Source organism: Flagellimonas olearia, from assembly GCF_004150225.1.
Classification (GTDB): Bacteria; Bacteroidota; Bacteroidia; order Flavobacteriales; family Flavobacteriaceae; genus Flagellimonas; species Flagellimonas olearia.
The window spans coordinates 159,936-186,043 of record NZ_ML142913.1; the positions used below are offsets into that span (position 1 = coordinate 159,936).

The window sequence follows — 26,108 nt, forward strand, 5'->3', positions numbered from 1 at the left end:
ATGAGCAAGGAAGAATTGAAACAAGTTTCCGATTCCAAAACCACCAAAATCCTGAAAAAAGGCGAGTCCCTCTTTGAGGAGGGCGATAAGCTCAATGGGGTCTATTGTGTCCGTAACGGGGTTTCCAAACTCTCCAAACTCAGCGCCAATGGCAAAGACCAGATCGTAAAGTTGGCCTCAAAAGGCGAGGTCATGGGACAACGTTCCGTGATAGCGGAAGAAATCACAAATCTGTCGGCCGTTGCGGTCAGTGACATGGAGGTTTGCTTTATTCCGAAAGAGACCATTACCCATACGCTTCAAAAAAATCCAAATTTCACCTTGGAAGTGCTCCGACACATGGCCCATGATCTTAAAGAGGCTGATGATGTGATCGTAAACATCTCCCAAAAAACGGTAAAGCAACGGATTGCAGAAGCCATCCTCTACTTGAAGAACAATTTTGGTGAGGACAAAGATGGGTTCTTGGCCCTGACCCTTTCCCGTGAGGATATTTCCAACGTGGTGGGAACGGCCACCGAATCCGCTATCCGTATTATTTCCGAATTCAAGAAAAAAGGACTCATCCATACGTCTGGAAAGAAAATTGGTATCAAGGACGAAAAAAAACTCCAGGATATGGTCGAAGGATTTTAAGCTCCTCTTAAAACCTGACAATTATCATAGTATCACCGAGGCCGCGAATATAATTTTACCTCACATTAATCGCTGCCCAGATGCAAAAGATTCTCATACCTACGGATTTTTCAGAAAACGCATGGAACGCCATAGTGTATGCCATGCAGCTGTTCCGCAACAGACCGTGCACTTTTTATTTTTTGAACACCTACACCCCCGTGATTCCCAGCAGTCGCTTTATGGCGAAAATGGTGGATGGGGTACGAATTGAGGATGCCTTGAGGGATTCATCTGAAAGGGGGCTGAAAAAAACCGTGGAGCGCATCCAAAAGAAATTCAATAATCCCAATCATCAGTTCGAGACCATTTCCTCCTTCAATCTTTTAACTGAAGAGATAAAAGAGATCGTAGATGCGTTCAGTATCAATTTGGTGATTACAGGCACTAAGGGAGCTTCTGGGGTAGATGAAGTGTTTATGGGAAGTAATACGGTACGCATTATCAAGAGCGTTAAAAAATGTCCCATATTGGCCATTCCCAGAAATTTTGGGTTTGTGGCGCCCACTGAGATTGCATTTGCCACGGATTTCAATCGGTTTTATACTACCTCGGAACTGGCACCTTTGGTAGATATGGCAAAAATGTTCCAAGCCACTATACGGATCGTGCATGTGCAATACGGCATCAAGGCTTTGTCCGAGTTACAGCAATTCAACCTGAACATGCTCCGCCGTTATCTAAAAGATGTGGAACATTATGTACACACGGTATCCGAGCTCAATTCTGTTTCGCAGACCTTGGAAATCTTCTCCAAGGAGTTGGACATCCATTTGTTGGCCATGCTCAACTACCAACACAGCTATATGGAAAAAATGACCCGGGAACCTATTGTAAAAAGGACGGCTTTCCATACCCAAATCCCCTTGTTGGTCATCCCTGAATTGGGCATGGAAGGTAGTTCCCAAAGGACCAGAGCCAAAGAGCACTCGGTACCCTCTTCCTAAATTGCCCTCGCCTGCCTATATTTACCATTCGGTTCCCCGCTAAAGCAATCGTATGGACCAAAAGCAACTTCAGGAGTGCCATGAACGGATAAAACCTTTTATCCATAATACGCCTGTGCTCACCTCCCGACTTATTGACCAAATGGTAGGGGCATCCGTTTTCTTCAAGTGTGAAAATTTCCAACGGATGGGAGCCTTTAAGATGCGTGGGGCCGCCAATGCCATTATGCAACTCCCCAAAGCACTGCAGCAAAAGGGTGTGGTGACGCATTCATCGGGTAATTTTGCCCAAGCCCTGTCCTTGGCAGCACAAAGTTTAGGGGTAAAAGCCTTTATTGTGATGCCAAAGAACGCTCCCCAGGTCAAGAAAAATGCCGTTAAAGGGTATGGTGGTATCGTAATTGAGTGTGAATCCACATTGGAAGCCCGGGAAAAGGAAGCCAAAAAAATAGAAGAAGAACAAGGAGCAACCTTTATTCACCCCTCCAATGACGATGCCGTAATCTTGGGACAGGGAACTGCCTGTATGGAACTCTTGGAAAAGCATTCGGATCTGGACTATGTATTTTCCCCTGTTGGCGGTGGCGGACTGATTGCCGGAACGGCTTTGGCCGTACATTATTTTGGAAATTCCTGTAAGGTGATTGGCGGGGAACCCTTGGAAGCAGATGATGCCTATCGTTCGCTTAAAAGTGGGGTTATTGAAACCAATATTACCGCCAATACCGTAGCGGATGGATTGAGGACACATCTGGGAGATAGAAATTTTCCTATCATCCAACGTTATGTGGACCACATCACAAGGGTAACCGAAGATGAAATCGTTACTGCCATGCAGATACTTTGGGAGCGGCTTAAAATTGTCTGTGAGCCCTCAAGTGCCGTGGCCTTTGCCGCCACACTCAAGGAAAAAGAACTATTGGAAGATAAAAAAATCGGAATTATTATTTCTGGTGGCAATGTGGATGTAAACCGCCTGCCTTTTTCCAGTTTGGATTCCTAGGTTTATTTTTTAAAGTGGATGGCAAAGGTGGTCCCCACATCCTTCTCACTCTTTACTTCAATTCTCCCCTCCATGGCCTCTACTTGGGTTTTTACCAAATACAATCCCAAACCCTTCCCTTCAGTGGTGCCGCTCAACCTGCCATAAAGGTCAAAAATCTTTTTTTCCCGTTCCGGTGTGAGTTCCATGCCAATACCGTTGTCCGAAACCTGAAGGATAATGGCATCATCTGTTTCCTCTGTATTGATTTCAATCACTGGGAGAACCTCTTCCTTACCATAGTGGATGGCATTCAAAATTAGGTTGTATACAATATTGACCAAATATGCTTTTAGCCCCAAAATGGTTTCCGCTTTGGAAAAATCCGTGCGTATGACTGCATTGGAATCGGTTACCTCTTCCGCCAAAAGCGCATCCACGTCTTTCATAACATCCGTCAATGCAATTTCCCGGAACTGTTCCTTTTCAGCATTCTTCAAAGAAAGCGAAAGACTAAGGTCCTTTATGGTCTGATCCAAAGCCTCGGTGGTCTGCTCTATTTTCCGGACAATATCATCGTTCATTTCATCCTTGCCCCAATCGTATATTTTGGACAGCATCAATAGGTTGGATATGGGCCCGCGGAGATTATGGGAAATGATCCTTATAAAATTTTGCAGTTCATGGTTCTGCTGCACTATTTGCTGGCTGGCCAACATGTCTTTGGTCACATCACGGGTAATCCCTGCCATTCCAGTAGGATTGCCATTAGTATCATAAAAGGCACGTCCCTTGTGCTGCACATACCTGATTTCCCCATCGCCCACAATGATTCTATTGGTAGAGTCGTGCGGTAACTTTTCTTTAATACATCGTTGAACATCCTCATTGAAGGCCTCACGATCTTCCGGGTGGATCAATTCCATCAATGCACCATAAGTAGCTTCAAACTTTCCGGGCACTTGACCATATATTCTAAATATTTGATCCGACCAGGTAATCTCATCTTTGGTTATGTCCCAACTCCAATGCCCTACATTACCAATAGCCTGGGTCTCTTTATACTTTCGTTCACTTTCCTTTAGTCTGAGAATGTTCTCGACCTCATGGGACAGGCATTTTTGCCATATACAACATCCGGTAACTTCCCCGGAAGTATCCATATAAGGTTGAAAGAAAAATTCAATGACCTCCGCATCTTCATTTACCCCTACAGATTGTCTGGACGAGGTGGCATATCTGTCCAAAGCCCTCTCACAGCCTTGCTCGCAGGTCTTAAAAAAAATGCTCTTTTTGTAATAGGACCTTAGGTTGAGACCTACTTGGGGATCTTCCTGAAATTCCTTTTTGAATCTTTCCTTGAACGCTTTGTTATAGGCCGTCAATAGGAAATCCCTATCCATGGCCCAAATAGCATCATTCTTTGCTTTTAAGGCCTCTTTCTCATTATTGATCCTAACCTGCTTTTCTTTCAATGCTGCGTATTTTCACAGAGGGAACTGTGTCATTGGCATTCCGGGGTCATACTTTAACGTACCGTTCAGGCATTGAACGAACCCTGTAGATACTCCTCCAAGTGCTCAATGCGCAAGGGCTTGGTAATAAATTCCTTTACGTACTTTTTGTACTTATCGGCTTCTTCACGATCGGCATCGGACTCGGAAGAGGTGACCAAGAGCACCTCATTGGAATCAGGAAAGCTTTCCAGGTCCATAAATTCCAAAAACTCAAAGCCGCTCATTTCTGGCATATTAATATCGAGGAGAATCAATGTTTTGATATTTGGGTTTTCCCTGTACCGAAGATCATCGAGAGCCAATTCTGGATTGGTAAAACTTTTGATCCTATCTTCCAATCCCAGTTTTCTAAAATGGATTGTATTCACGGTGTTCACTAGGTCTTCATCATCGACCAAATAAATTTCCTTGTACATGATTTGGTAGTAATAACAGTTAGTTTGGTTTTTTGGTAATTCATGTTAAATATCGTAAAAAAACGATAGCTCACGACTATGAGAACATTTTTTGAAGGGAATTATTGTCGATATGATGTAAGAAAAACAATGATACGAAATTGACAAATATCAATTTTCATAAGAAAACGTCCCCTTTCCTTTTTCTTTTTAAACCCTTTACCTCCTCACATCCAATAACTAAGGTAAAAATCGTATCAACCTAAAGATACAAAACCATATGGATATGCCATGACACCAAACGTAATTCCTGTAAGAATTTTTTCTTCAAATTTTTGCAACATCAATACCCAAAAAGACCTTCTCCTTTATTTTTTAATGGAACTTTTCATCTGTTTCATCCGAAGGGAATCAATGACCTGAAGAACATCAATTCCATTCCATACGTTGCAGTCTAATTGCATTTAGAATGGCCAATAAAGCCACGCCCACATCGGCAAAAACGGCTTCCCACATGGTGGCGAGTCCACCCGCACCCAAAATGAGGACCAACGCCTTCACGCCAAATGCCAATGCAATGTTCTGCCAAACAATTTTTCGAGTGGAGCGTCCAATTCTAATGGCCTTGGCTATTTTACTGGGGTGATCGGTCTGGATGACCACATCAGCAGTTTCAATGGCCACGTCACTGCCCAGACCTCCCATGGCCATACCCACATCACTTGCAGCGAGCACGGGAGCATCGTTGATACCATCACCTACGAAAATCACCTTGGTATCAGGGTTCTTCCTTATCCGTTCAACCTCTTTGAGTTTGTCTTCGGGAAGCAGTCCTCCCATGGCCCAGTCCAACTGGAGTTGCTTAGACAGTTTTTGGGTGATGGAATCCTTATCCCCGGAAAGCATCCCAATCTTTGAGATACCTGCCTTCCGCAGTTGTTGAATGGCCTCATCGGCATCCTCCTTAAGCTCATCGGCAATGGTGACATATCCGGCAAAACTCCCCTGAATGGCCACCAAAACAACGGACTCTTCCGTTGCTTCCATTTCCATGGGCATTTTAACTTGGTTGGCAACCATCAAAGCCCTGTTCCCCACCCATACGGATTTTCCATTTACAAGCCCCTTCAAGCCCTTTCCCGCTATTTCAGTAACCTCGGAGGCAGTATACATTTCACCTTCAACCTTATACTCCATGATGGCTTTGGCAATGGGGTGGGTGGACTGCCCCTCAATGGCCATGAGGTATTTCATAAAATCATTTTCCTCCATTGGAGCATGGCTCACCACCTCTTTTATTTTGAACACACCTTTGGTCACGGTTCCGGTTTTATCCATCACCACGGTATTTACTTTGGCCACCGCATCCAAAAAAGAAGCCCCTTTAAAGAGAATACCGTTCCGGGAAGCGGCTCCCAATCCTCCAAAATATCCCAAAGGGATGGATATGACCAACGCACAGGGACAGGATACCACCAGAAATATCAAAGCGCGATACAGCCAATCCCCAAATACATAGTCCTCAACAAACAAATAGGGTAAAAAAGTGAGTCCAATGGCAAGAAAAACCACAATGGGGGTGTAGATCCGAGCAAACTTTCTGATGAAAAGTTCTGTTTTTGATTTTCGGGCCGTGGCATGTTGCACCATTTCCAAAATCCGGGCTATGGAACTATCCTTGAACACTTTGGTTGCCTGAACTTCCATTACACCATCCAAATTAATGCTTCCGGCATATACAACCTCATCCTTTTGAAGCGTCTGGGGTTTGCTCTCACCGGTTATGGCCGCGGTATTCAAAGATGCCTTGGGGGAGAGCAAGACCCCATCCAAGGGAACTTTCTCCCCAACACGCACCTGAATACGTTCCCCAATCTTTACCGTTTCCGGATTTACCGCAACAAAATTACCGTCGCGAAACACCAAAGCTTCATTGGGGCGGACATCCAACAAGGCCTTTATATTTCCCTTGGCCCGCTTTACCGCCGACTCTTGGAACAATTCCCCAACAGCATAGAACACCATGACGGCGACACCTTCTGGATATTCTCCAATGGCAAATGCCCCGAGTGTGGCTATGGACATCAGGAAAAACTCCGTGAAGAAGTTTCCTCTTTTGATACTGTTCCATCCTTGTTTTACTACCGGAAACCCTACGGGTATATAGGCGGCCAAATACCAAATCACCCTTATCCATCCCCTGAAAAATTCGAGATTTTCAAAATAATCCGCAGTTATGCCCAAAAGGAGCATTACAAAACTGAAAAGGGCGGGCAGATAGGTCCTAAAACCGAATGCTTCGCCTGAACCGCCATGATGATGGTGTCCGTCCCCGTGATCATGGTCGTGGTCGTGATGACCTAAATCTCGTAGCTGTATTTTTTTCTTTTGTACCATATGGGGTGCAAGTTCCCCAAAATAGGTATGCAACGGAAGTGCATTTATTGTTCGCTGCATTTATCGCACAAGCCTTTGAGCACCACATTGGCATCCTCGGCCACAAAGCCTTCCGGAAGGTTGATGTGGGGTATCTTATGTTCCGTTAGGCAAACGGTCTCATTACAACGGTCGCAATGAAAGTGCAGGTGAAGATCCTGCTCCAATTCACAATTGCATCCAGGTTCACAAAGTGCGTATTTTTTGGTACCCGTACCGTCATCTATTTGGTGCACCACACCCTTTTCCTCAAAAACCTTCAAGGTGCGATATAAGGTGGTGCGGTCCGCCTTTTCAAAGGCATTCTCCACATGGGTCAATGAAACTGCCGCATCTTGCCCCATAAAGTATTGATAGACCAGCATTCGCATGGCCGTGGGCCGTACAAGTTTGTTTTCCAGTATGCTTTCTATTTCCTTCATGGTAGACAACCAAATTTAACCATTTTCAAAGAGTAGTGTCTTAAGATTTGTTCAGAAATTCAGGCAATAAAAAAAGACCTAAACAATGTTTCCATCGAATAGGCCTTAGCTTTCAGTGCGGGTGAAGGGAGTCGAACCCCCACGCCTTGCGGCACTAGATCCTAAGTCTAGCGTGTCTACCAATTCCACCACACCCGCGAAATTGGAGTGCAAATATAGCTCAATTTTCCGATTTGCAAATGTACTACCTGCAAAAACTTGTTTTTTGTACTTTTAGGGCACTTTTTAAATAAACTATGGAACAAATCAATACCTACATCAATACCCACAAAGACCGATTCATCAATGAGCTCAACGACCTGCTACGGCTTCCCTCCATTAGTGCCGACCCGGCCTATGCCGAGGATGTTTTGGCAACGGCCAAGGCTGTCCAGGAATCACTTATAGCTGCAGGTTGCGAAAACACCGAAATCTGCGAGACCAAAGGCTATCCTGTAGTTTATGGTGAAAAAATCATAGACCCAAACCTACCAACTGTATTGGTGTATGGGCACTACGATGTACAACCTCCAGACCCCATGGACCTGTGGGACTCCCCTCCATTTGAGCCTGTAATCAAACCCACCAAACTACACCCCGATGGCGCCATTTTTGCCCGAGGATCCTGCGACGACAAAGGACAGTTTTTTATGCACGTGAAAGCTGTGGAGTTCATGATCAAAAACAACCAATTGCCCTGTAATGTCAAGTTTATGATCGAAGGTGAGGAAGAAGTAGGCAGCGATAGTTTGGGTGATTTCCTAAAGAAAAACCGTGAAAAGTTAAAGAACGACATTATTCTTATTTCCGACACCGGAATGATTGCCAACGATGTCCCATCCATCACTACGGGACTTCGGGGACTCAGTTATGTGGAAGTGGAAGTGACCGGAGCCAACCGTGACCTGCATTCCGGGATTTACGGAGGCGCAGCGCCCAACCCCATTAATGTGCTGGCCAAAATGATCGCCACCTTGCACGATGAGAACAACCACATAACCATTCCGGGTTTCTATGATAAGGTTGAAGTCATTTCCGATGAGGAGCGGGCCGAGATGGCCAAAGCCCCTTTTGACCTTGAAGAATATAAAAAAGCATTGGATATTGGCGATGTACATGGCGAAAAAGGCTATACCACCACAGAACGTTTTGGCATTCGCCCTACCTTGGATGTCAATGGTATTTGGGGTGGCTATACGGGTGAGGGAGCCAAAACCGTGATCGCCAGCAAGGCCTACGCCAAAATATCCATGCGCTTGGTGCCTGATCAGGATTGGCATGAAATTACGGAGCTCTTCACCAAATATTTTGAATCCATTGCTCCTAAAAGTGTCAAGGTAAAGGTAAAACCACATCACGGCGGGCAGGCCTATGTGACCCCGATAGACAGTATCGGGTACCAAGCCGCTGCCAAGGCGATGGAAACCACTTTTGGAAAGACCCCTGTACCCCAACGTACTGGTGGAAGTATTCCCATTGTGGCCCTTTTTGAAAAAGTATTGGAAAGCAAGACCATTTTGTTGGGCTTTGGACTGGACAGTGATGCCATACACTCCCCCAACGAACATTTTGGGGTTTGGAATTTTCTGAAAGGGATTGAGACCATTCCCTACTTTTACAAGTACTTTACAGAAATGAACGCCTAGAGCTTCTTAACGTATTTGGTGATGATCACAATATGTTGACCATCCACTTTGCCTTCTATATATTCGGCATTATCGCGATCCAGGGAAATCCGTCTTACGGCGGTTCCCTGTTTGGCGACCATGCTGGAACCCTTTACTTTTAGATCTTTTACCAGTACTACACTATCCCCATTTTCCAGAACAACCCCGTTCACATCCCTGTGGATGACCCGTTCCCCTTCTTCCTTACCTTCGCCAGTAGCCTTGGCCCACTCCAAAACCTCATCTTCCAAATACATCATATCCAAAAGATCTTGGGGCCACCCTTCTGACTTTAATCGATTCAGCATACGCCATGCCACCACCTTTACGGCATCCTGTTCACTCCACATACTATCGTTCAAACACCTCCAATGGTTTGCATCAACCGAATCAGGGTCTTCTATTTGGGTGATACAGGTATCACAGGCCAAAACACTTCCATCCAACCCACCCGTGGATACCGGGGGTACTTCATAGATTCGCAATCCTTCTGTTGCACCACATAATTCGCAGATGTTTCCACTTCGTTCCTGTAATTCTTCCAAGAGTCCCATACGGTAAGTTTATTAAGCGTTGCAAACTTAGAGCTTTTGGTTAAAAGCCACCAAAAGAAAAAGTCCACTCATTACAAATGAATGGACTTGATCAAAACAACGATTGATATTAGGGTAATTGGGAATACCCATTTCTTGTTTTCCAAAGGAAATATTTCTCAAAGAGCACTTTGTTGAAGTCATAGAATATGTTGGGTATCATGATGGCAAAATTCCTAGGTTTGAATAAGTGGTCACTGATAATGATCACTTCTTTCTTTCCGGCATCCATAACACAGATACCGGGTATTTTACCCCAAGATTTTCTTTTCAATTTCTCTTTTCCATGGGTCACCCGAATGATGTTCTCAGCAACAATTTTACCGGTCTCATCGGATGGATACCCCGTTTTGGGACCGGAAAAGGGAACCTTGCCCGGTTTGAAGGGCAGTTTTACGTCCACAGCAATCCCTGCAGACCAAACATTGGGGTATTTCACATGTCGGTAATCGTCTCCCACAGGCAAATATCCAGCAGGAGTGGCCATAAGGTCTGGGGAATTCACCACAAAGTCTACCCCTATAAATGGAGGCATCAGCATGGTGAAATGGCTTGGCAGCTCCTCCCCCGAATTCAATACTACGGTGTCTTTGGTCACCTCTTTTACCCCCACCTCGGTGTGATAATGGATGTTGAACATTTTCATAAAGGACTTGAGCATGGTTTCCCCTCCCGTGATTCCATCAATACCAAAGTGTCCCAAGAAGGTTTCGGGGGTAATCCAATGTAAATCCACCTTCTTTCTGATCTTTTGTTCCCTCAACCATTTTTCCACATTAAAAAGAAACTCATATGCAGCCCCCATACACCCTGCATTTTGCGTAGCCCCTATAACAATGGGGCCAGGGTTCTTTTTGAACTCTTCCAAAGCCTTTCTCGTCTTCATGGCACCGTTGGGAGTCCCAATGTAATGGGAATGTTCCTCTACTCCGGGAGCCACATCATATTTTACCTTGGGACCGGTGGCTATCACCAAATGATCATACCCAAAATTCCCTTTGGTGGTATGGACCACCTGTGTATTGGGGTCTACCTTCAAAGCCTCGGCATGGACAAAATCAACCCCTTTTTTTTCAAAAATGGTATCCTTTCGGAAAGAAATATCCTTAATCTCCCTTCTACCAAAGGGCACCCATATCAATGAGGGAATGAACAGAAACAAGGGCGATTTATCAATGACAATTACCTTGTGTTCCTTTTTCCCTTTTCTTTTGATTTCCAATGCGGCGGTCATTCCTGCGAAATTCCCACCGATAACTACTGTGGTTTTCATGATGGTGTGGTTTAAGACTATAAAAGTACCGTGTTAATTTCTGCTGGTCAGTAACTTAGGGTACACAACAACACCTTTTCCAAGTAGGTTTTTGGTTCGGCAAAAGAACAAGACATTTCGAAGATTTCTGGTTAAAAAATGTAACAAATCATCGTAAATCGCGTTCTAATACTCTATCAATCAAAGAGAACACAATCATGTTACAACGTTTTTTTATTTTCTGCTCTGGGGCGGACACCGATATTTTGGCCACTTGTTCCAATGGGGAACGAAACAAATATGCCGGAATTGGCGCCACCGTATTCTTTACCGCCGTGATGGCTTTCATTGCCAGCGGATATGCTTTATACACTGTTTTTGACAATATCTACACTTCAATTTTCTTCGGATTGATCTGGGGACTATTGATTTTCAACCTGGACCGATACATTGTATCCACCATAAAAAAGCGGGACAACATCAAAAGTGAACTGCTCCAAGCCACTCCCCGAATCCTTTTGGCACTGATCATAGCAGTGGTCATCTCAAAACCTTTGGAGATGAAGATTTTTGAAAAGGAAATCAACCAAGTGTTATTGGAAGAAAAAAACGCCATGACCTTGAACAATAAGGAACAATTGGCCTTGCAGTACACTCCAAAAATTGCAGCGTTAAACCAAGAAATTAACGGCCTCAAATCCGAAATTGCTCAAAAAGAAGCCGAGACCAATGCTCTCTACGACACCTATATCTCCGAAGCGGAAGGCACCGCAGGAACCGGTCTGTTGGGCAAAGGCCCCGTCTACCAAGAGAAGCGTGAAAAGCACGATGCCGCTTTAGCGGAATTGAACAGCTTAAAGGAGACCAATGCCTCCAAAATTGAAAATATAGAAACCCAAATTTCGGCTTTGGAAACCGATTACAATACAGCCGTGACCAACTCACAGCCCATTATTGATGGGTTTGATGGATTGATGGCCCGCATCAATGCCTTGGGCAAATTGCCATGGTTCCCTTCCTTTTTCATCTTTCTGTTGTTCCTGGCCATTGAAACGGCTCCTATCATTGCCAAATTATTGGCCCCAAGAGGTGAGTACGATTACAAATTTGAGGAACAGGAAAGTGTGGTGGCCACATGGGTGACCCAAAAAGTGGAACAACGCAAACTGTTGTTGGCTACGGATGGGGAAATCAACCAACAGATTTACGCCGACATTAAAAACGAAGAGGAACTGTACCGCTACAAAAAGGAAAAAGCAGAGGAATTGCTCCGGTTACAGGCCGACTCGTTTCACAACGTACAGGTAAAAGGACTTTAATCCACTATTCCCATATTCTTGAGCAAGAAAGAGGCATTCATATTTTGGCAGATACCCTCTTTAAACTTGTAGTCGAAGTAGAGTTCACCATTTACAATCTGGGCATCAAAATATTTGTTTTCCACTTGCGAAAGTTGGTCGGATAAGGTGCAAAGGCTTAAATCGTGGGTGGCCACCAAACCTGTGGCCCCAATCCGAACCAAACGCTTCACAAACTTTTTGGAGCCTTCGGCCTTGTCCACACTGTTGGTGCCTTTCAAAATTTCATCGAGTACCACAAAGCAATTCCCTTTCTGCAATTCTTCCACGATAAATTTCAAGCGTTTGAGCTCAGCATAAAAATAGGAGGTTTCATCCGCCAACGAATCCGAAGAACGCATGCTCGTCAACAAACGAACAGGGGCATATTTTACCTCTTGCCCCTTTACGGGCAATCCCAAGTTTGCCATTACAATTTGCAGGGCAACGGCCCGTAAAAAAGTACTCTTCCCGGCCATATTGGCCCCAGTAACAATACAAAATCGCCCTTTTCCTATTTCAAAATCGTTCAGTACGTTCTTTTTGGGGTCTACCAGCGGATGGCCCACGGCTTTAGCGGTTAAAACGATATCACCTTCCACCAAATCGGGATAGGTATGATCGGGATGGTTAAAGGCGTAATTTCCCAAACTGATGTACGCATCAAATTGCGCAATGGCAGAGAACCAGCCCTCCACATCTTTTCCGTATTCCTCTATCCAAGATTCAACTTTATAGGTGTAGTAAAGACTCCATAAACCAAGGCCTTGTGCAAACATTGAGATGAGCAAATTTTGCTGCTGTTCCAACATCATCATGTCTTGGTAGAAGCGTTTTACAATTTTGGAGGTCTTCTCCCCTTTTACCTCCAACTTTTTTTGAAGTTCCTGCAAAAGTTTCGAAGTAAATTGCTGACCTTCCAGTTCGGAAATCAGCCTTTGATGCTGTTGGATGGTTTCCTGTGCCTCCGAAACCTTCGTTGCAAAAATTGTGATACTCTTGGCATAGCGCCCCACAATTCCCAAACCCAAAAAATACCATACCAATACCAAACTTCCGGGCACATGCCCCAACAAGGCCAGGGTTATCAACAATATGGAAAGTAACACAAAAACCAGAGTTACTACTCCAACCCATTTTGGCGTGAACCTTATGTGATCTTTCATCCATTTGGAAACCACGCTAGGCGATATTTTGGGCTTTGTTTCCCCGGCCAAGGCCAAAAAATGTTGCCTCCATTCAGGAAGCTTTGCCAATTCCTTGATGGCTTCCTGTTTTTTGAGAATATCCTTGGGGTTATCATCCAATAACAGTTGAGCCAGCACATCACTCCCCTGTTTCAAAATGGTTCGGTTGCCATACTGATAGAAAGACCCCCTACCGAACAAATCCAAATCTTGGGCATAGGGGTGCTCGGGTTGTAAAAATTCCTTTCCATCCGGCAAATGATAAAACTTACGGTCCAGCACCTCCAATTCCGTTTGGTTGATGGCCACCAGTCGTTCCAAATAGGCTTTTTCCTTTTTCAGGTTGACAAACCGGGCCACGAGATATAAAAACAGTGCCGTACCAAACACAAAAATTCCAAATACGGCGGAGTGCCCCCAAAAGAAATAGAGGCCCGCCACCAAGGCCACAAAAACGGCCAATCGAATAGTGGCTAAAAGGCCCAATCGCTTTTTTACTTGTTGAAGATGGGCACTATGCTTATCCCGTTGTTGGGTATAGAACTGTTTTACTTTGCTCATTCAAAAATCAATCTAAATCCTCCAATTCTTGTCTCAATTTTTTGGTGAGACTGGCCACTACCAAATCATAGGAATGGTCCAATAACTCTTTGATCAACTGCGGCGGGAGGCTATCCAACAATAGTGTGTTCCAATGTTTTTTGCTCATGTGGTACCCCGGAACAATGGCTCCGTCGTACGCTTCCCGAAGTTCTATGGCCCTTTCCGGATCACATTTAAGGTTGCACTGCGCCGGAAGACGTTCCAAAGACACCAAGGCAAACATTTTGCCCATTACTTTAAAGACCAACGTATTGACATCAAAAGGAAACTCCTCTGTAATCCCTTTCTTGTTCAGACATAAGCTTCGAAACTCCTCAATGTTCATGGTTTCACCCCTTCGGAATCATACACGATCACCTTTTCCCACAGGTCTTTGCACTCCTCAATAAAAATCAGATGGGCCTCTTCTTCTTGATAGGCTTCCTGGGCCTCGGCAGATTCAAAAGTAACGATAAGGGAGTAGGTAAAGGAATCGTCCACCACATCCCTGACCGCTTTGGGCGGAGTGCCCATAAAATTGGTCTTCGCGTATTTGGAGTTGTCCAAAAACTTCTGCAACGAAGCTTCAAACTTGGTCCTGTCCGCATGACTGTCCGGGTTTTTGAACCAGAAGTAAACCGTATGCGCAAAAGCGTGGTCAAAATTTTCCCCACCGTTTTTGACCTGTACACAACCCGTAGCAAATACCCCAACCAAAAGCAGGGTCAAAATTCTTGTTTTCATACTGTTATTCTTCTAAAAAATGTTTTTCCCTATTGGAGATTTCCAAAGCGGAATAATCCAATCTCCAGCCTATGGTCTCCACAATTTTTTCCACCAAAAGAACGGCTTGCAATGCTTCTTTTCTTGCGGTATCCATCAATCCACTTTCCGGGATTTTCTGTTTGATGTGCTCCTTGGCCTCTTGATTGAGCATGGTAAGGTCATCTGGCGAAAAACTGTTGAACAATCCATTTTTAATGTCGTAAAACTGCAGGTCCGGTTCAATGGAGAGCACTTCGGGCTCGGGAAAATTATTCAAAATAATGCGCTTCTTTTCCGTATCGGCCTTCAGGTCCAATTTGGTGAGGTCGTACCCAATATGTGCCTTCGCCTTGACCACGATCAACGCCTTTTTCTTGCTTCGCAACAGGCTCATGAATCGGTCTTTGGTGTTTTCGTAATGGTAGATTTCAGCGAAATCCCCTTCCACCGAAACCAGTTTGCAGACACTCCGTATCTTGTCCAACAACACCGTGGACTGCTGTTTGGTGAGTTCTTTGCTCCTTTTCTTCCGGAATAGCGAAAACAGCCAATACATGAGTATGGCGCCCAGTATCAATCCAAGAAGTACATCGATGATATCACCCATTCTTTTTCCCTATTTCACCCAAATGGGTAAACTTAAACCCCTTTTCATATTTTAATCCGTAGCCCAAGGCCCTGTCCAAGGCCGAGTGGGAAAACAAGATGATCCCGATGAGCTGGCATAAAGGTATTGAAAAGTAACTTCCCACCAGATATACCAAAATAGCCACTCCCTTATGATGAAATAAATTGTACGCAAACGCCCCAATCTTGTTCCCGAAAAGGTAGCCCAGTGCACCAATGTCCGGGGCCAAGATCAAGACCAGAAACCACCACCAAGCGTAATCCAAGAGGCTGAAAAGATAGATGCCCAACACGAACATCATCACCTCTTCCAATTTCAATGTTGTTTTCACTTGTCCTCGATTTTATATAAAACGGGCCTGCTGGGGCTGGCATCATTCTCGAAAGGGGCCACCTGAAGGTCCAAAAAATAGGTCCCGTCCAATACCGTGTTGGGCACATAGATGAACTCGGTAATGGTTGCCGATTTCCTCTGCTTCCCATTTACATTCCAAAAGGCTTTGTGCGCCAACAACTCACCGTTGTCCCGTTCCTTGTCCACGGAAGGAAGGTCCACCAACAGATGGTCCACTCCCTTTTTCACCAAATACTGCACCGCTTCTTCCAAAAGGTATGGCGGATTGGTATCCGAATATTGTTTGGAACGCTTATCCCCAAGGTTGGGCAAGGTGCGGATGACCAGTGCCTCCCTTTTCTTGTTGCCCAAGGCGTATTGGAGCTGTTTCTCGGAAATGACAAAATCGTCTCCCTGCTGTTCCGGGGCCACGGTGATCACTTCGGCCAAAAAGAAAAACCGTTTCATTTTCTCGTTGATGGAATGGAACGCTTCGGTGATATGGCCCAGACACTCGGTATGGGTACTATGGGAATGGGGGTTGAACCAGATATCGTTAAAGTTCACTGGCGCTCCTTGGGCCACACTCCCCACAAAATCCCCTTCTTGATGGGCCTCAATCTTAGGCGGACCCAAATACCATGCATTCACATTGGTTTTCTTCCCGGTCAAGGGAATGGAAATGTCCAAGGGGTTGGCCAAATCTATCTTGTAATTCTTGGAATTGTGTTTTATGGTTGCAATCATGTACGCTGGACTTATTGTAGTAATTAAGTCAATTCCTTTGATAAATCCAATAAATACCAATTTTATATCAATTGGGAGCGGGGTTCTGTCAACCCAAAACAGGCATCTGTCCAATTCAATCGGATTCTTGGTTGAAAAAAGCTTACTTCCCGTATCGGTCGATATAATTCACTATGAACGAATCATATCTTAGAACGTTGTAGCACATTTAAATGAAATCAATCGGAACATATCAATCTCGTCAAGTATTCTGGTTTGATTACCAGCAATTCGACTTAAATCAGTTGCCAAAAAAAGATTGGTTATGTCTTGCGACTTCAGACATTGACCCGAATGACCAGAAATATGAAAGGTTTGTTCGACACTCCATTGAGACTGGAATTCTAGAATTTAAAGGACATGGAAAGTTCGGAGAAAAACTCCATGACATCTTTGATGAAATTATGACTCAAATGGAAGTTGTTGAAAATCACCAGCCGGTTTCAGTAATGACCACGTGGCACAATGACGAATCCCTTGCAGACACATTTTGGCAATGCTTCTTTGCGACTTGCTTACCAGAGACAGCAGATTTGGACAATATTTCCATCATCTGCACTGACTTAACTGGAGCAAATAGTTCATATGAATTAAAGTTGATACTTGAACGATTTGAAGACGGATGGATTCCCGATTGAAAATGAAAAAACGTGCTACAACAAAGGCTATAAATCATACCGCTGCGCGGCACGCTTCATAGCCAAACCGATAAGTGCACCTCACCTAATTGTTGGGATTGAACTGGATACCGTTACTCCACAAAAAACAAATCGCTGGCAATCCCATCCACCAAAAACTTTCCTTTTTTAGTGGCCAGCAGTTTCCCTTTACTTTCAACCAATAAGCCACTATCCCTATATTTTTGGGATTGAAGGACCAAATACTCTACATACTTTTCACCAAAATCAGAGGCCATCCGTTCCAAATCAACGCCCCAAATGGTACGGAGGCCGGTCATTACATATTCGTTGTAGCGGTCCGTTTGGGAAAGCGTCTCGATTTCCATAGGCAATACTCCCTCGGTAATTTTTTTAATATAGGTAGGGTTATTGCGGATATTCCAACTTCGGTTTTTGCCATCAAACGAATGTGCCGATGGACCTACCCCCACGTAGCTTTTCCCCAGCCAATAGGCCGTATTGTTCTTGGAAAAGAAACCGGGCTTTCCAAAATTGGAGATTTCGTAGTTCACAAAACCATGGGCTTCCAACATATCCACCAGAATGTAAAACTGTTCTTGGGCTTGTTCATCGTCCACATCGGGCACTACGCCTTTCTCAATAAATTTTTGGAGAGCGGTCCGTGGCTCCACCGTTAACGCATAGCTGGAAATATGGGGCAATCCAAAATCGAGGGCTTTTTGGATGTTGGCCTTCCACCGGTCATTATCCATTCCCGGGATGCCGTAAATCAGGTCGATGGTGATGTTGTCAAAATATTCGGTGGCTTCTTGAATGCATTTTTCAGCTTCGGAAGCGTTATGGGCCCGGTTCATCAGTTTCAGGTCTTCATCAAAAAACGATTGGATGCCAATACTGAGGCGGTTTATTGGACTATTGGAGAGTTGGATGATTCGATGGCTGGAGAGATCATCCGGATTGGCTTCCAAAGTGATTTCGGGCTGGTCCATTACTTTGTAATGGTCATATACGGTTTGGATCAGAAATTCAATCTCTTCATTGGAAAGCACCGAGGGGGTACCGCCTCCAAAATAGATGGTCTCCACCACATCATCAACCTCCGATTTCCGCAAAACAAGTTCCTTGGCAATGGCCTGAACCATGGCTTGCTTTTTTCCCAATTGTGTGGAAAAATGGAAATCACAGTAATGGCATGCTTGCTTGCAAAAAGGTATGTGAAGATATATCCCGGACATCAATTGTCAATTAACAATAAACAATATACAATGATCATTTTGCCCTTTTTGTGGTTTTTAGGATGGAGAACATGATTTTCGATAGTTCATCAGCTTGCGCAATCAATGTATTGGCATTTGTTTTAGTAACGTAATCGGCATCTTTTAAGAGGGACAACCAATATTTCACTTCCAAACTTTCTTTATAGGCTATTGAAATCTTCGCCGAAAAATCAGCGGTGGAAATGGCCCCATTGGCTTCACTGATATTTGCTCCAATGGATGTTCCAGAACGCAGCATTTGCTTGGACAGCACAAACTCTTTTTTTGATGCTACTATGCGCTTATACAAATTGACCGTTTGCAAGGCAAAATCATAAGATTTTTCCAATAAGGGATTTTGGTTTTTCATAAAGTAGGTTCATTTGGGTATTGTTTATTGTTAATTGGTCATTGTAGATTGTTACTTAATTTTATCTGGATTTTGCTTCACAAAAGCCTCCCAACCTGTGTAACTTTTCCCAACTTCTACCCTGCCCTCATTGTAGAAATGACAGACAGCAGCGGCCAGACCATCCGTACTGTCCAGATTCTTAGGTAAGGTTTTCAACTTTAAAACACTTTGGAGCATTTTGGCTACTTGTTCCTTGCTGGCATTTCCATTTCCGGTAATGGCCATTTTAATCTTCTTGGGCATGTACTCGGTGATAGGGATCTGTCGTGAAAGTCCCGCAGCCATCGCCACGCCCTGCGCACGGCCCAGTTTGAGCATGGACTGTACGTTCTTTCCATAAAAAGGAGCTTCAATGGCTATTTCATCGGGGTGATAGGTATCGATGAGTTCCAAGGTACGTTCAAAAATTAGTTTGAGCTTGGTGTAGGGATCATCGTATTTTTTAAGCATCAACTCGTTCATCTGCACAAAGTGCATCTGTTTGTTGACGACCTTGATGATCCCGAACCCCATGATGGTGGTTCCCGGGTCTATCCCTAAAATGATTTTTTCTGTTGCCAAATCGTTATTGGGTATTTAGTACCAAAGGTAGCCTAAATCGAAGACCAACTGGATTTCCCTGCTTTAGGGCCGGGGCCACGGTGGTCAAATCGTTCAAGCGTTCGGAAACCCGCAAGTTAAAGTCCGATATTTCATTGAGCACGGTGTTCTTTTCCTCCACATTCAAAACGGAGATAAAACCGTGTTCATCAATGAGAAAATCAATATAGACCGTATCGTTCATATCGTTATCCACCTGAAATTCCAAGCCGGAGAGTGCTTCGGAAAAATAGTCTAACATCACACTTTGAAAGCAATCCCGCTGGACAGGTTTTGTGGCCATTTCATCACAATCTTCAAAAAGAGGGTATTGATCCACATCGTTCCAGTCTATGGCCAACAGTTTCTCATTGACCACTTTCTGGGTCTGTTCTTCCTTGGACATAAAGAGTTCACAGGAAACCAGCAAACCAAAAAAGAAAAACAACATGTACTTCTGCATAACAGCCCCGAGAATTTGGCTGAAATTACGACTTTTTACCGAAGAATGGTAAAAGCAAAGAGGCCTGAAAATGTTTCAGGCCTCCCTACTTCCAACTATTACGACTACTGAAGTTTAAAGGTTATGGGTATGGAGAAAGGAACGTCCACTGCCTCTCCTTTTTGTTTTCCGGGCTGCATGACCGGCAATCGTTTTATGATTCGCTCCGCTTCCGCCTCCAACAATTCATGGGGACCCCTAGTTCTGATATCCGCAATGGCCCCATTGGCATCTATTTTGAAAATCACATAAACTTTCCCCTCAACCCCCAGTTCTTGCGCTTCCTTTGGATAATTGAAGTGCTTTCGGACATGCTTTTCCACATTTTCCACAAAGCAGACTCTTTTGTCCGCAGCATCTTCACAACCCGGGAAGATTGGAGCCTCGTCAATGTTAATAAATGTGGGACTATCCGCAATTCTTTGGGCAATTTTTTGAGCTTCAGCATCAACCCCCACCTCTGGGCCATTTTCAAGTTGAAATGTTATGGGGACCGAAAAAGCAACATTTACCGCGTTGCCATTCTGTTTACCGGGTTGCACTTGGGGTAATTTTTCAATAATCCGTACTGCTTCATTCTCCAATAGCTCATGAGGCCCGCGTTTTCTGATATCCACAATCTTACCGTTGGCATCTATGATGAATATCACAGCTACCCTACCCTGAATGCCTTTTTCTTGGGCTTCTTTTGGGTAATTGAAATGTTTACTAATATGCTTTTGCAAATTTTCCACAAAGCAGGCTCTTTTATCCTCTGCATCCTCGCATCCCGGAAATATTGGAGCTTCATCCACCACCCCAAATGGTATTTTCTTAACTGCGGTCAGGGGTATACTCGAATTGACTTCCTCATTATTATCTTCCTTACCAACCTCACAGGAAGTGTATACCAACATCCCCAAAACAAGGGGGAGCAATACCACATACTTTAGCTGCCAAATGGCTTTTGATTTCTTTTTTTGTAACATGACTATTCGTTTTTTGATTAATGATTGATTGAAAAATTGATTGACAAAACTGATGTTCTGTGTTTGGAACGCTTCGGACAACAGCATTTGAAAATGTTCTTTTTTATGCTGTTTCACCGCTTTGGCATCGGCAATGAACTCATGCAGTTCCGCCATTCGGTTTTGGTACACATAGACCAAAGGGTTGAACCAAAAAGCGATTCGGGCCAACTCAAAAAAGAGAAGGTCTAGGGAATGCCATTGCTTGATGTGCACCAGTTCATGGGCAATAATGCGGACTTCTTTCTCTTTTTCAATATTTCCACCCAAGAAAATATTCCTGAAGAATGAAAAGGCCAACACGCTTTCCTTTACCATGATTTTGGTGAAATCCGGGTGATGCTCCACAACCCCGTCCCTCTTCAGTTTTATGATCTGAAACAGTTTATGTACCAACCAACCTGCAGCGACAACGCTGCCCAATCCCATTATCCAATAGTACCATGGCAACACTTCCCAAAACCGGGTTGCGCTTTCCACTCCCAATACCACCCCATCCAATTGGTACATTAATACCGGGATTTCGGCAAACTCTTGGGGCATAACCGTCTTGAATACCTCTATCTTGACCCATGGCAGCACCAAGGACAAAACAAAAGTGACCAAAAGATATACCCTGTTCCATTGAAAGAAGGTCTCTTTCTTCAAAAAAAGATCATAGGCCAATAGAAAGACCAACTGAAATACCAGACACTCCAAGATATAGGTAATCATTGCTCCTTGTCTTTAATGTTTTTCATGATCTCTTCTAGCTCTTTCAAGCTGATGTCGTTCTTCTTCATAAAAAAAGAGACCATGCTGGAGAAGGAACCCTGAAAATACCCATCAACCAAAGTGTTCAGTCTTTGGTTGCTATATTCCGATTTCTGGACCAAGGGAAAATACACATGCCCCTTGCCCACTTTTTCATGCGACACAAAACCTTTATCCTCCAAAATCCGAACAATGGTAGAAATGGTGTTATAGGCGGGTTTGGGTTCGGGCAGTTCCTCCAGAATGGCTGCTACATTGGCCTTTTTTAATTGCCAGAGGAGTTGCATCACTTCTTCTTCTGCTTTGGTGAGTTGTTTCATTTTTCAACTAATTTTTTAGTTCAGCATAAGACAAATATAACTAAACTTTTAGTTTAAACTAATTTTATAGTTAAAAAGTTCAAAAAGAATCCGCTGAAGTATACCTCCCCAGCGGATTTTTCTTTAGAAGGTAAGGCTCACCTTTCCTCGAAGATAAAATGGCATTCCCGGGGTAAAATGTATCTCTTCCACGGGGTTAGGCTCACTGAACAATCTACTTTCGGTAGCAAATTGAGTCTCGTTCCATTCCGTGTCAAACAGGTTTTCCACAATCACACTGAACGTCCAGTTGTTCAAACCATAATTCAAGGTGGCATCGGTCACAAAATAGCCTTCCGCCACTATGGAATTGTCCTCGTTGGCCGGTCTGTCGTCCACATATCTATAATTCAGTCCCCCTGAAAACCCTTGGTCAGTCCCTGCGGTAAATCCACCTACCACGGTAAAATCCGGAGCCAAGGGAATATAATCTTCCCCATTGGCCTCTTCCGTACTTCTGGCATGGGTATAGTTGGCATCGGTATAGAGGTAAAGCCCCTCAAAAGGCTGATACCTGGCCCCCACTTCCAATCCCAATCGACGGGTCTTGCCACTAGGCTCCACCACACCGGCATCCCCCACATACACAAACTCTTGATCCAAGAACAAGCTCCAGACCGTAGCGTTCAACACTAGCCTGTCCACAGGCTTTAGGATGGTTCCCAAATCCACACCGTAGGCCGTGGGAAGAATATCCTCGCCTTCATTGGCCACTACGACCCTGGCATCGTTGGAATGGAACCCCATCCCGGTTTTTAGGAAGAACTGAGTGTTTGCCGTTGGACTAAAAATGGTGTTGAATTTGGGACTGAAGGCCACTTTTTCCTCGCTTCGGTTATCATACAGCTCACTGAGTTTGTTCACATAATCGAACTTGAAATAATCCAACCGTAAGGCAGGTTCGAATGTAAATTTCCCGGATTTGAATGCTGCCCCGGCAAACGCATAGGTATTTACTTCATCCACATCACCATAGGCCAAACGCTCCAAAAGCTCTTGCCGGTTCAAGGTATGGGAGAGTTCATTGTCATCCACATTGTCGTATCGAAACCCTATCCCCGCCTGGTATTTAAAATTTGTGGATCCCAATTGCGCCGTATTGTTTTTGAATACGGTCCTGGCTCCCAGCATCATGCGGTCTTCATATTGTTTGATTTGATCTCCATTCACTGGATCGTCCAAGAAAAAAGTAAAGTTGGAGTATAGTTCAAAATCGTAGTGCGACAAAAAAGCCATGGTGTTGAGCGATTTCCCATCGTTCAAATTCTTATTGTGGTTCACCACAAAATTGCTCCGGCTGGTCTGCCCTCCTTCGGTATCGTCAATGGAGCCAAAACGACTTATCAATCCTTGATCAACGGCTCGCTGCGGAATCTGTCCCGAGGCATCCCACTTGCTTTGAAAATGCGAAGCGGTCAACAACAATTCCTGATCGCCGGGCAAGGCATAGCGATATCTTCCCAAAATATTAAGGCGATTGAAATTCTGGGGCGATTCCACCGGGCCATTCGTCAGATACAGTTCGGAAGCCAAATACGCACTGCTATTCCCCTGCTCAAGCACATTGAACATCCCCAGAAACCGTCGTGTATCAAACTGTCCCACTTCGGTGGATACCATACTGTTTTGCAAGCTTTTTCTAAGCCTTAAATCCACATAACCGGCCGTGTTGAAATCACCTTGTTCCATATAATATGGCCCCTTGCCAAAGTTGACGTTTTCAATGGTTTCGGGAATCACAAAATGAAGGTCGGCATACCCCTGACCGTGGGCATGTGATACCATATTCACCGGCATCCCGTCCACATTGATGGCCACATCGGTACCGTGGTCCACATCAAAACCGCGCAAAAATATTTGCTCGGCCTTACCACCTCCGGCATGTTGCCCTATGATCAACCCAGGGACCTTTCGAAGGATTTCCTGGGATGATTTCACGGGATTGGTCTTTACATCCACATCCACCAGGCGACTCAAGGCATTTACCTCCGAAACCAACACCACTTGATCAAGGGAAATGGAGTTTTCGTTGAGTACAATCCGAACGGGTTGTTGTAAATCTTCGGGATGTACCACCTTGGTTTGGGTGGCATAGCCCAATCGTGAAAAATAAATGGTATCGTTCACCGAAGTACGGTCCAAAACAAAATGCCCGGTTCCGTCAGTATGGCTGTGTTGGCCATTGGTCTTATTGAATATGCCCGCATCTTCCAACGGGGAGCCATCGGCAGTTACCAATTGACCCTTATAATCTTGCGCGGCAATTGCCCCCATGACCAATAGGGAACATACCGCCATAAAATATTTCATGTCGTTGTCTTTTTAATTTGATTTATATAAATAGATCTGAACTATGGAAACACTAGACCCGTTCCAAAGAGGATTGGAACCTATTCTTAAAAATTGGCCTAGCCTTTTTTCAGCAGTTCTTGGGAGGGGGAGTTGTCACACTTTGGTGCCAAAACGAAGTTATGCCCTGATACGCCCAATTTCTATCATTGACTTGCAGCGTATTTATTTCCGATGTAATACGGGTTTCTTCAACAAAATGTTTATCCAAAGTAAAGGTGACCTCATCTTTCGACTTTTGTTCATCAGGCTGATTGGCTTCCAATAAATCCTTTAAGGCCTCCAAAGCTTCGTGAGAGTGGCCCGCCATGGCCTCCAAGGACGAATAATCAATTGTTTGATGATCTGTAAAAAAACTATGATGTCCTTCTCCCCCATGTTGATGGGTGCCGGCATCCAGTGCATGGGATGCTTCGTGCAATACTTCAATTACGAATCCATTAAAAAGTCCCACCAAATAAAAAAGGCATAGTGTAAGGCAGCTTGCTCGTGTGAGTCTGGATTTGGAATATGTCGGTATCGGTTTCAAAAGCATAACTTCCGGCGTTTCAAATCTACTTACGAAATCTTTACCAAGTCGGTTTTATTCCACTTTCTTTGTAACAATTGTGCCCTACATTTGTCTAACCATAAACACCATACCATGGATATTGTCTTATTGATTTTGGGATTTGTTCTGATGCTGGTTGGGATATTGGGCAGTTTTTTGCCTGTACTCCCCGGACCGCCCATAAGTTGGGTTGGACTATTGTTATTATATCTGACCAAGGCTGTCCCCGATAACTGGTGGATCCTTGGAGTTACTTTTGTCATAGCTATCACTATCACAGTTCTGGACTACGTGATTCCCGCCATGGGCACCAAAAAATTTGGTGGCAGTAAAGCGGGCATGTGGGGTACCATCGTTGGATTACTGGTGGCCATCTTTTTTCCTGTTTTTGGCCCATTCGGAATTATTATCTGGCCCTTTATAGGTGCTTTGGTGGGCGAATTGTTGAACAAAGCCAACCAAAAAACCGCCCTTAAGGCGGCCTTTGGTTCGTTTTTGGGTTTTTTAACAGGCACCTTCATGAAACTGGTGTTGACTGTTTTCTACGCCATTTTTTACGTCTACATTGCCGTAAAATATGTGGGTGACCTATTTGCATTCACTTAATCCAGCCACTCCACTTTTTCTGAAATAGGAGTTCTACCGGACAGCTCCACATCACCCTCGTAATACCCCATATAGAAAAATCCTAAACAGGTTTCCCCCTCATTCAATTTGAAGAACTCATCCATATATTTTATGAGTCCCGGAGAAGACCAATAACAGCCTATGCCCAATTCGGTGCAACACAACCACATATTTTGGACAGCCATGGCCACAGAGGCGATTTCCTCCCACTCGGGAAGACTTTCCATAGGGTCTCGCTGCATGCAAATGGCAATCACCGCAGCTGAGTTGGACGGATTGAATTGCAGCTTTTTGATTTTAATCTGTTTTGGCTTGGGGTCAGTTTCTTCATATTTATTGGAAAGAAAAATGCCCAGTTCCTGTTTTTTGTCCCCCTTTAACACCTTAAAGCGCCAAGGTTCTGTTTTCTTGTGGGTTGGGGCCCAGTTGGCCGCTTCCAAAATCTTTTCTAGGGTTTCCTTGGCGATGGGCTTATCTATATACTGGGCAGGAAAAATGCTTCTTCTTTCTTTAATCAAATCAAAAATCAT

General features: G+C 44.3%; 28 protein-coding genes and 1 tRNA gene. 7 read left to right on the forward strand and 22 right to left on the reverse strand.

The features are described 5' to 3' along the window. From DN53_RS15285 to DN53_RS15295, 3 genes are all read left to right on the forward strand, one after another. Positions 1-636: a Crp/Fnr family transcriptional regulator gene (locus DN53_RS15285; protein ID WP_242502167.1), complete on the forward strand. Its 636-nt coding sequence runs from the start codon at positions 1-3 to the stop codon at positions 634-636. A gap of 80 nt (positions 637-716) precedes the next feature. Continuing rightward, entirely contained in the window at positions 717-1,622 is a 906-nt protein-coding gene (locus tag DN53_RS15290; protein ID WP_129655647.1) for a universal stress protein, read from the forward strand. Between the two features lie 52 nt (positions 1,623-1,674). Continuing rightward, on the forward strand, positions 1,675-2,625 hold the full coding sequence (locus DN53_RS15295) for a threonine ammonia-lyase (RefSeq protein WP_129655649.1): 951 nt from the start codon (positions 1,675-1,677) through the stop codon (positions 2,623-2,625). A gap of 2 nt (positions 2,626-2,627) precedes the next feature. Here DN53_RS15295 and DN53_RS15300 read toward each other — a convergent pair whose 3' ends face one another. The 5 genes from DN53_RS15300 to DN53_RS15320 all read right to left on the reverse strand — a co-directional run bounded on the left by DN53_RS15300 (position 2,628) and on the right by DN53_RS15320 (position 7,572). Continuing rightward, entirely contained in the window at positions 2,628-4,079 is a 1,452-nt protein-coding gene (locus tag DN53_RS15300; protein WP_129655651.1) for a sensor histidine kinase, read from the reverse strand. Positions 4,080-4,144: 65 nt separating this feature from the next. Further along, positions 4,145-4,537 carry a response regulator gene (locus DN53_RS15305; RefSeq protein ID WP_129655653.1) on the reverse strand — a complete coding sequence of 131 codons (393 nt, stop codon included), beginning with the start codon at positions 4,535-4,537 and terminating at the stop codon, positions 4,145-4,147. A gap of 408 nt (positions 4,538-4,945) precedes the next feature. After that, entirely contained in the window at positions 4,946-6,913 is a 1,968-nt protein-coding gene (locus DN53_RS15310) for a heavy metal translocating P-type ATPase (RefSeq protein ID WP_129655797.1), read from the reverse strand. Positions 6,914-6,957: 44 nt separating this feature from the next. Continuing rightward, positions 6,958-7,374 carry a Fur family transcriptional regulator gene (locus tag DN53_RS15315; RefSeq protein WP_129655655.1) on the reverse strand — a complete coding sequence of 139 codons (417 nt, stop codon included), beginning with the start codon at positions 7,372-7,374 and terminating at the stop codon, positions 6,958-6,960. 116 nt (positions 7,375-7,490) lie between these two features. Then, a tRNA-Leu gene (locus tag DN53_RS15320) sits at positions 7,491-7,572 on the reverse strand. 98 nt (positions 7,573-7,670) lie between these two features. Here DN53_RS15320 and DN53_RS15325 point away from each other — a divergent pair. Further along, positions 7,671-9,059 carry a dipeptidase gene (locus tag DN53_RS15325; RefSeq protein ID WP_129655657.1) on the forward strand — a complete coding sequence of 463 codons (1,389 nt, stop codon included), beginning with the start codon at positions 7,671-7,673 and terminating at the stop codon, positions 9,057-9,059. Here the strand turns inward: DN53_RS15325 and DN53_RS15330 are convergent. Together DN53_RS15330 and DN53_RS15335 are read right to left on the reverse strand one after the other, a co-directional pair. Further along, positions 9,056-9,634: a PhnA domain-containing protein gene (locus DN53_RS15330; RefSeq protein WP_129655659.1), complete on the reverse strand. Its 579-nt coding sequence runs from the start codon at positions 9,632-9,634 to the stop codon at positions 9,056-9,058. The two genes, DN53_RS15325 and DN53_RS15330, sit on opposite strands and share 4 nt — an antisense overlap. 109 nt (positions 9,635-9,743) lie before the next feature. Then, entirely contained in the window at positions 9,744-10,946 is a 1,203-nt protein-coding gene (locus tag DN53_RS15335) for an NAD(P)/FAD-dependent oxidoreductase (RefSeq protein ID WP_129655661.1), read from the reverse strand. Positions 10,947-11,143: 197 nt separating this feature from the next. Here DN53_RS15335 and DN53_RS15340 point away from each other — a divergent pair, with 197 nt between their 5' ends. After that, complete coding sequence (locus DN53_RS15340; RefSeq protein ID WP_129655663.1) at positions 11,144-12,244, forward strand: DUF4407 domain-containing protein; 1,101 nt, start codon at positions 11,144-11,146, stop codon at positions 12,242-12,244. Here the strand turns inward: DN53_RS15340 and DN53_RS15345 are convergent. From DN53_RS15345 to DN53_RS15370, 6 genes are read right to left on the reverse strand one after another with little or no spacing between them, the layout of a single operon-like run. Continuing rightward, positions 12,241-14,010, reverse strand: coding sequence for a MutS-related protein (locus DN53_RS15345; RefSeq protein WP_129655665.1), 1,770 nt, complete (start codon positions 14,008-14,010; stop codon positions 12,241-12,243). The two genes, DN53_RS15340 and DN53_RS15345, sit on opposite strands and share 4 nt — an antisense overlap. A 7-nt stretch (positions 14,011-14,017) precedes the next feature. Then, on the reverse strand, positions 14,018-14,377 hold the full coding sequence (locus DN53_RS15350) for an MmcQ/YjbR family DNA-binding protein (protein ID WP_129655667.1): 360 nt from the start codon (positions 14,375-14,377) through the stop codon (positions 14,018-14,020). Then, positions 14,374-14,775, reverse strand: a complete 402-nt coding sequence (locus DN53_RS15355; RefSeq protein WP_129655669.1) for a Dabb family protein — start codon at positions 14,773-14,775, stop codon at positions 14,374-14,376. Before DN53_RS15355 ends, DN53_RS15350 begins: the two co-directional genes overlap by 4 nt. 4 nt (positions 14,776-14,779) lie before the next feature. Further along, positions 14,780-15,403 (reverse strand): DUF4230 domain-containing protein, encoded by a 624-nt coding sequence (locus DN53_RS15360; RefSeq protein ID WP_129655671.1) that lies wholly within the window; start codon positions 15,401-15,403, stop codon positions 14,780-14,782. Next, complete coding sequence (locus tag DN53_RS15365) at positions 15,396-15,755, reverse strand: DUF4260 domain-containing protein (RefSeq protein ID WP_129655673.1); 360 nt, start codon at positions 15,753-15,755, stop codon at positions 15,396-15,398. The genes DN53_RS15360 and DN53_RS15365 overlap by 8 nt, the downstream gene beginning before the upstream one ends. After that, the gene (locus DN53_RS15370; protein ID WP_129655675.1) at positions 15,752-16,504 is read right to left on the reverse strand and encodes a cyclase family protein; all 753 of its coding nucleotides are present in this window, start codon (positions 16,502-16,504) and stop codon (positions 15,752-15,754) included. The genes DN53_RS15365 and DN53_RS15370 overlap by 4 nt, the downstream gene beginning before the upstream one ends. A 212-nt stretch (positions 16,505-16,716) precedes the next feature. Between DN53_RS15370 and DN53_RS15375 the strand changes: the two genes are divergently transcribed. Continuing rightward, a complete protein-coding gene (locus DN53_RS15375) occupies positions 16,717-17,181 on the forward strand; it encodes a DUF7684 family protein (protein WP_129655677.1) in 465 nt (154 codons plus the stop codon). A 113-nt stretch (positions 17,182-17,294) separates the two neighbouring features. On the opposite strand, the gene hemW is transcribed toward DN53_RS15375, so the two are convergent. The 8 genes from hemW to DN53_RS15415 form a co-directional block, all read right to left on the reverse strand. Continuing rightward, positions 17,295-18,419, reverse strand: a complete 1,125-nt coding sequence (gene hemW, locus DN53_RS15380; RefSeq protein WP_129655679.1) for a radical SAM family heme chaperone HemW — start codon at positions 18,417-18,419, stop codon at positions 17,295-17,297. Between the two features lie 34 nt (positions 18,420-18,453). Next, positions 18,454-18,810, reverse strand: a complete 357-nt coding sequence (locus tag DN53_RS15385) for a four helix bundle protein (RefSeq protein ID WP_129655681.1) — start codon at positions 18,808-18,810, stop codon at positions 18,454-18,456. Positions 18,811-18,861: 51 nt separating this feature from the next. Continuing rightward, positions 18,862-19,413 (reverse strand): crossover junction endodeoxyribonuclease RuvC, encoded by a 552-nt coding sequence (gene ruvC, locus DN53_RS15390; RefSeq protein WP_129655683.1) that lies wholly within the window; start codon positions 19,411-19,413, stop codon positions 18,862-18,864. 4 nt (positions 19,414-19,417) lie between these two features. Beyond that, the gene (locus tag DN53_RS15395; RefSeq protein ID WP_129655686.1) at positions 19,418-19,894 is read right to left on the reverse strand and encodes a hypothetical protein; all 477 of its coding nucleotides are present in this window, start codon (positions 19,892-19,894) and stop codon (positions 19,418-19,420) included. Between the two features lie 104 nt (positions 19,895-19,998). Then, on the reverse strand, positions 19,999-21,654 hold the full coding sequence (locus DN53_RS15400) for a M56 family metallopeptidase (protein WP_129655688.1): 1,656 nt from the start codon (positions 21,652-21,654) through the stop codon (positions 19,999-20,001). Beyond that, positions 21,651-22,013 carry a BlaI/MecI/CopY family transcriptional regulator gene (locus DN53_RS15405; protein WP_129655690.1) on the reverse strand — a complete coding sequence of 121 codons (363 nt, stop codon included), beginning with the start codon at positions 22,011-22,013 and terminating at the stop codon, positions 21,651-21,653. The genes DN53_RS15400 and DN53_RS15405 overlap by 4 nt, the downstream gene beginning before the upstream one ends. A gap of 123 nt (positions 22,014-22,136) precedes the next feature. Next, positions 22,137-24,362, reverse strand: a complete 2,226-nt coding sequence (locus tag DN53_RS15410) for a TonB-dependent receptor (protein WP_129655692.1) — start codon at positions 24,360-24,362, stop codon at positions 22,137-22,139. 109 nt (positions 24,363-24,471) lie between these two features. Beyond that, complete coding sequence (locus DN53_RS15415; RefSeq protein WP_129655694.1) at positions 24,472-24,858, reverse strand: hypothetical protein; 387 nt, start codon at positions 24,856-24,858, stop codon at positions 24,472-24,474. 186 nt (positions 24,859-25,044) lie between these two features. Between DN53_RS15415 and DN53_RS15420 the strand changes: the two genes are divergently transcribed. Next, a complete protein-coding gene (locus DN53_RS15420; RefSeq protein ID WP_129655696.1) occupies positions 25,045-25,557 on the forward strand; it encodes a DUF456 domain-containing protein in 513 nt (170 codons plus the stop codon). On the opposite strand, the gene DN53_RS15425 is transcribed toward DN53_RS15420, so the two are convergent. Further along, complete coding sequence (locus DN53_RS15425) at positions 25,554-26,108, reverse strand: nitroreductase family protein (RefSeq protein WP_129655698.1); 555 nt, start codon at positions 26,106-26,108, stop codon at positions 25,554-25,556. The genes DN53_RS15420 and DN53_RS15425 overlap by 4 nt on opposite strands.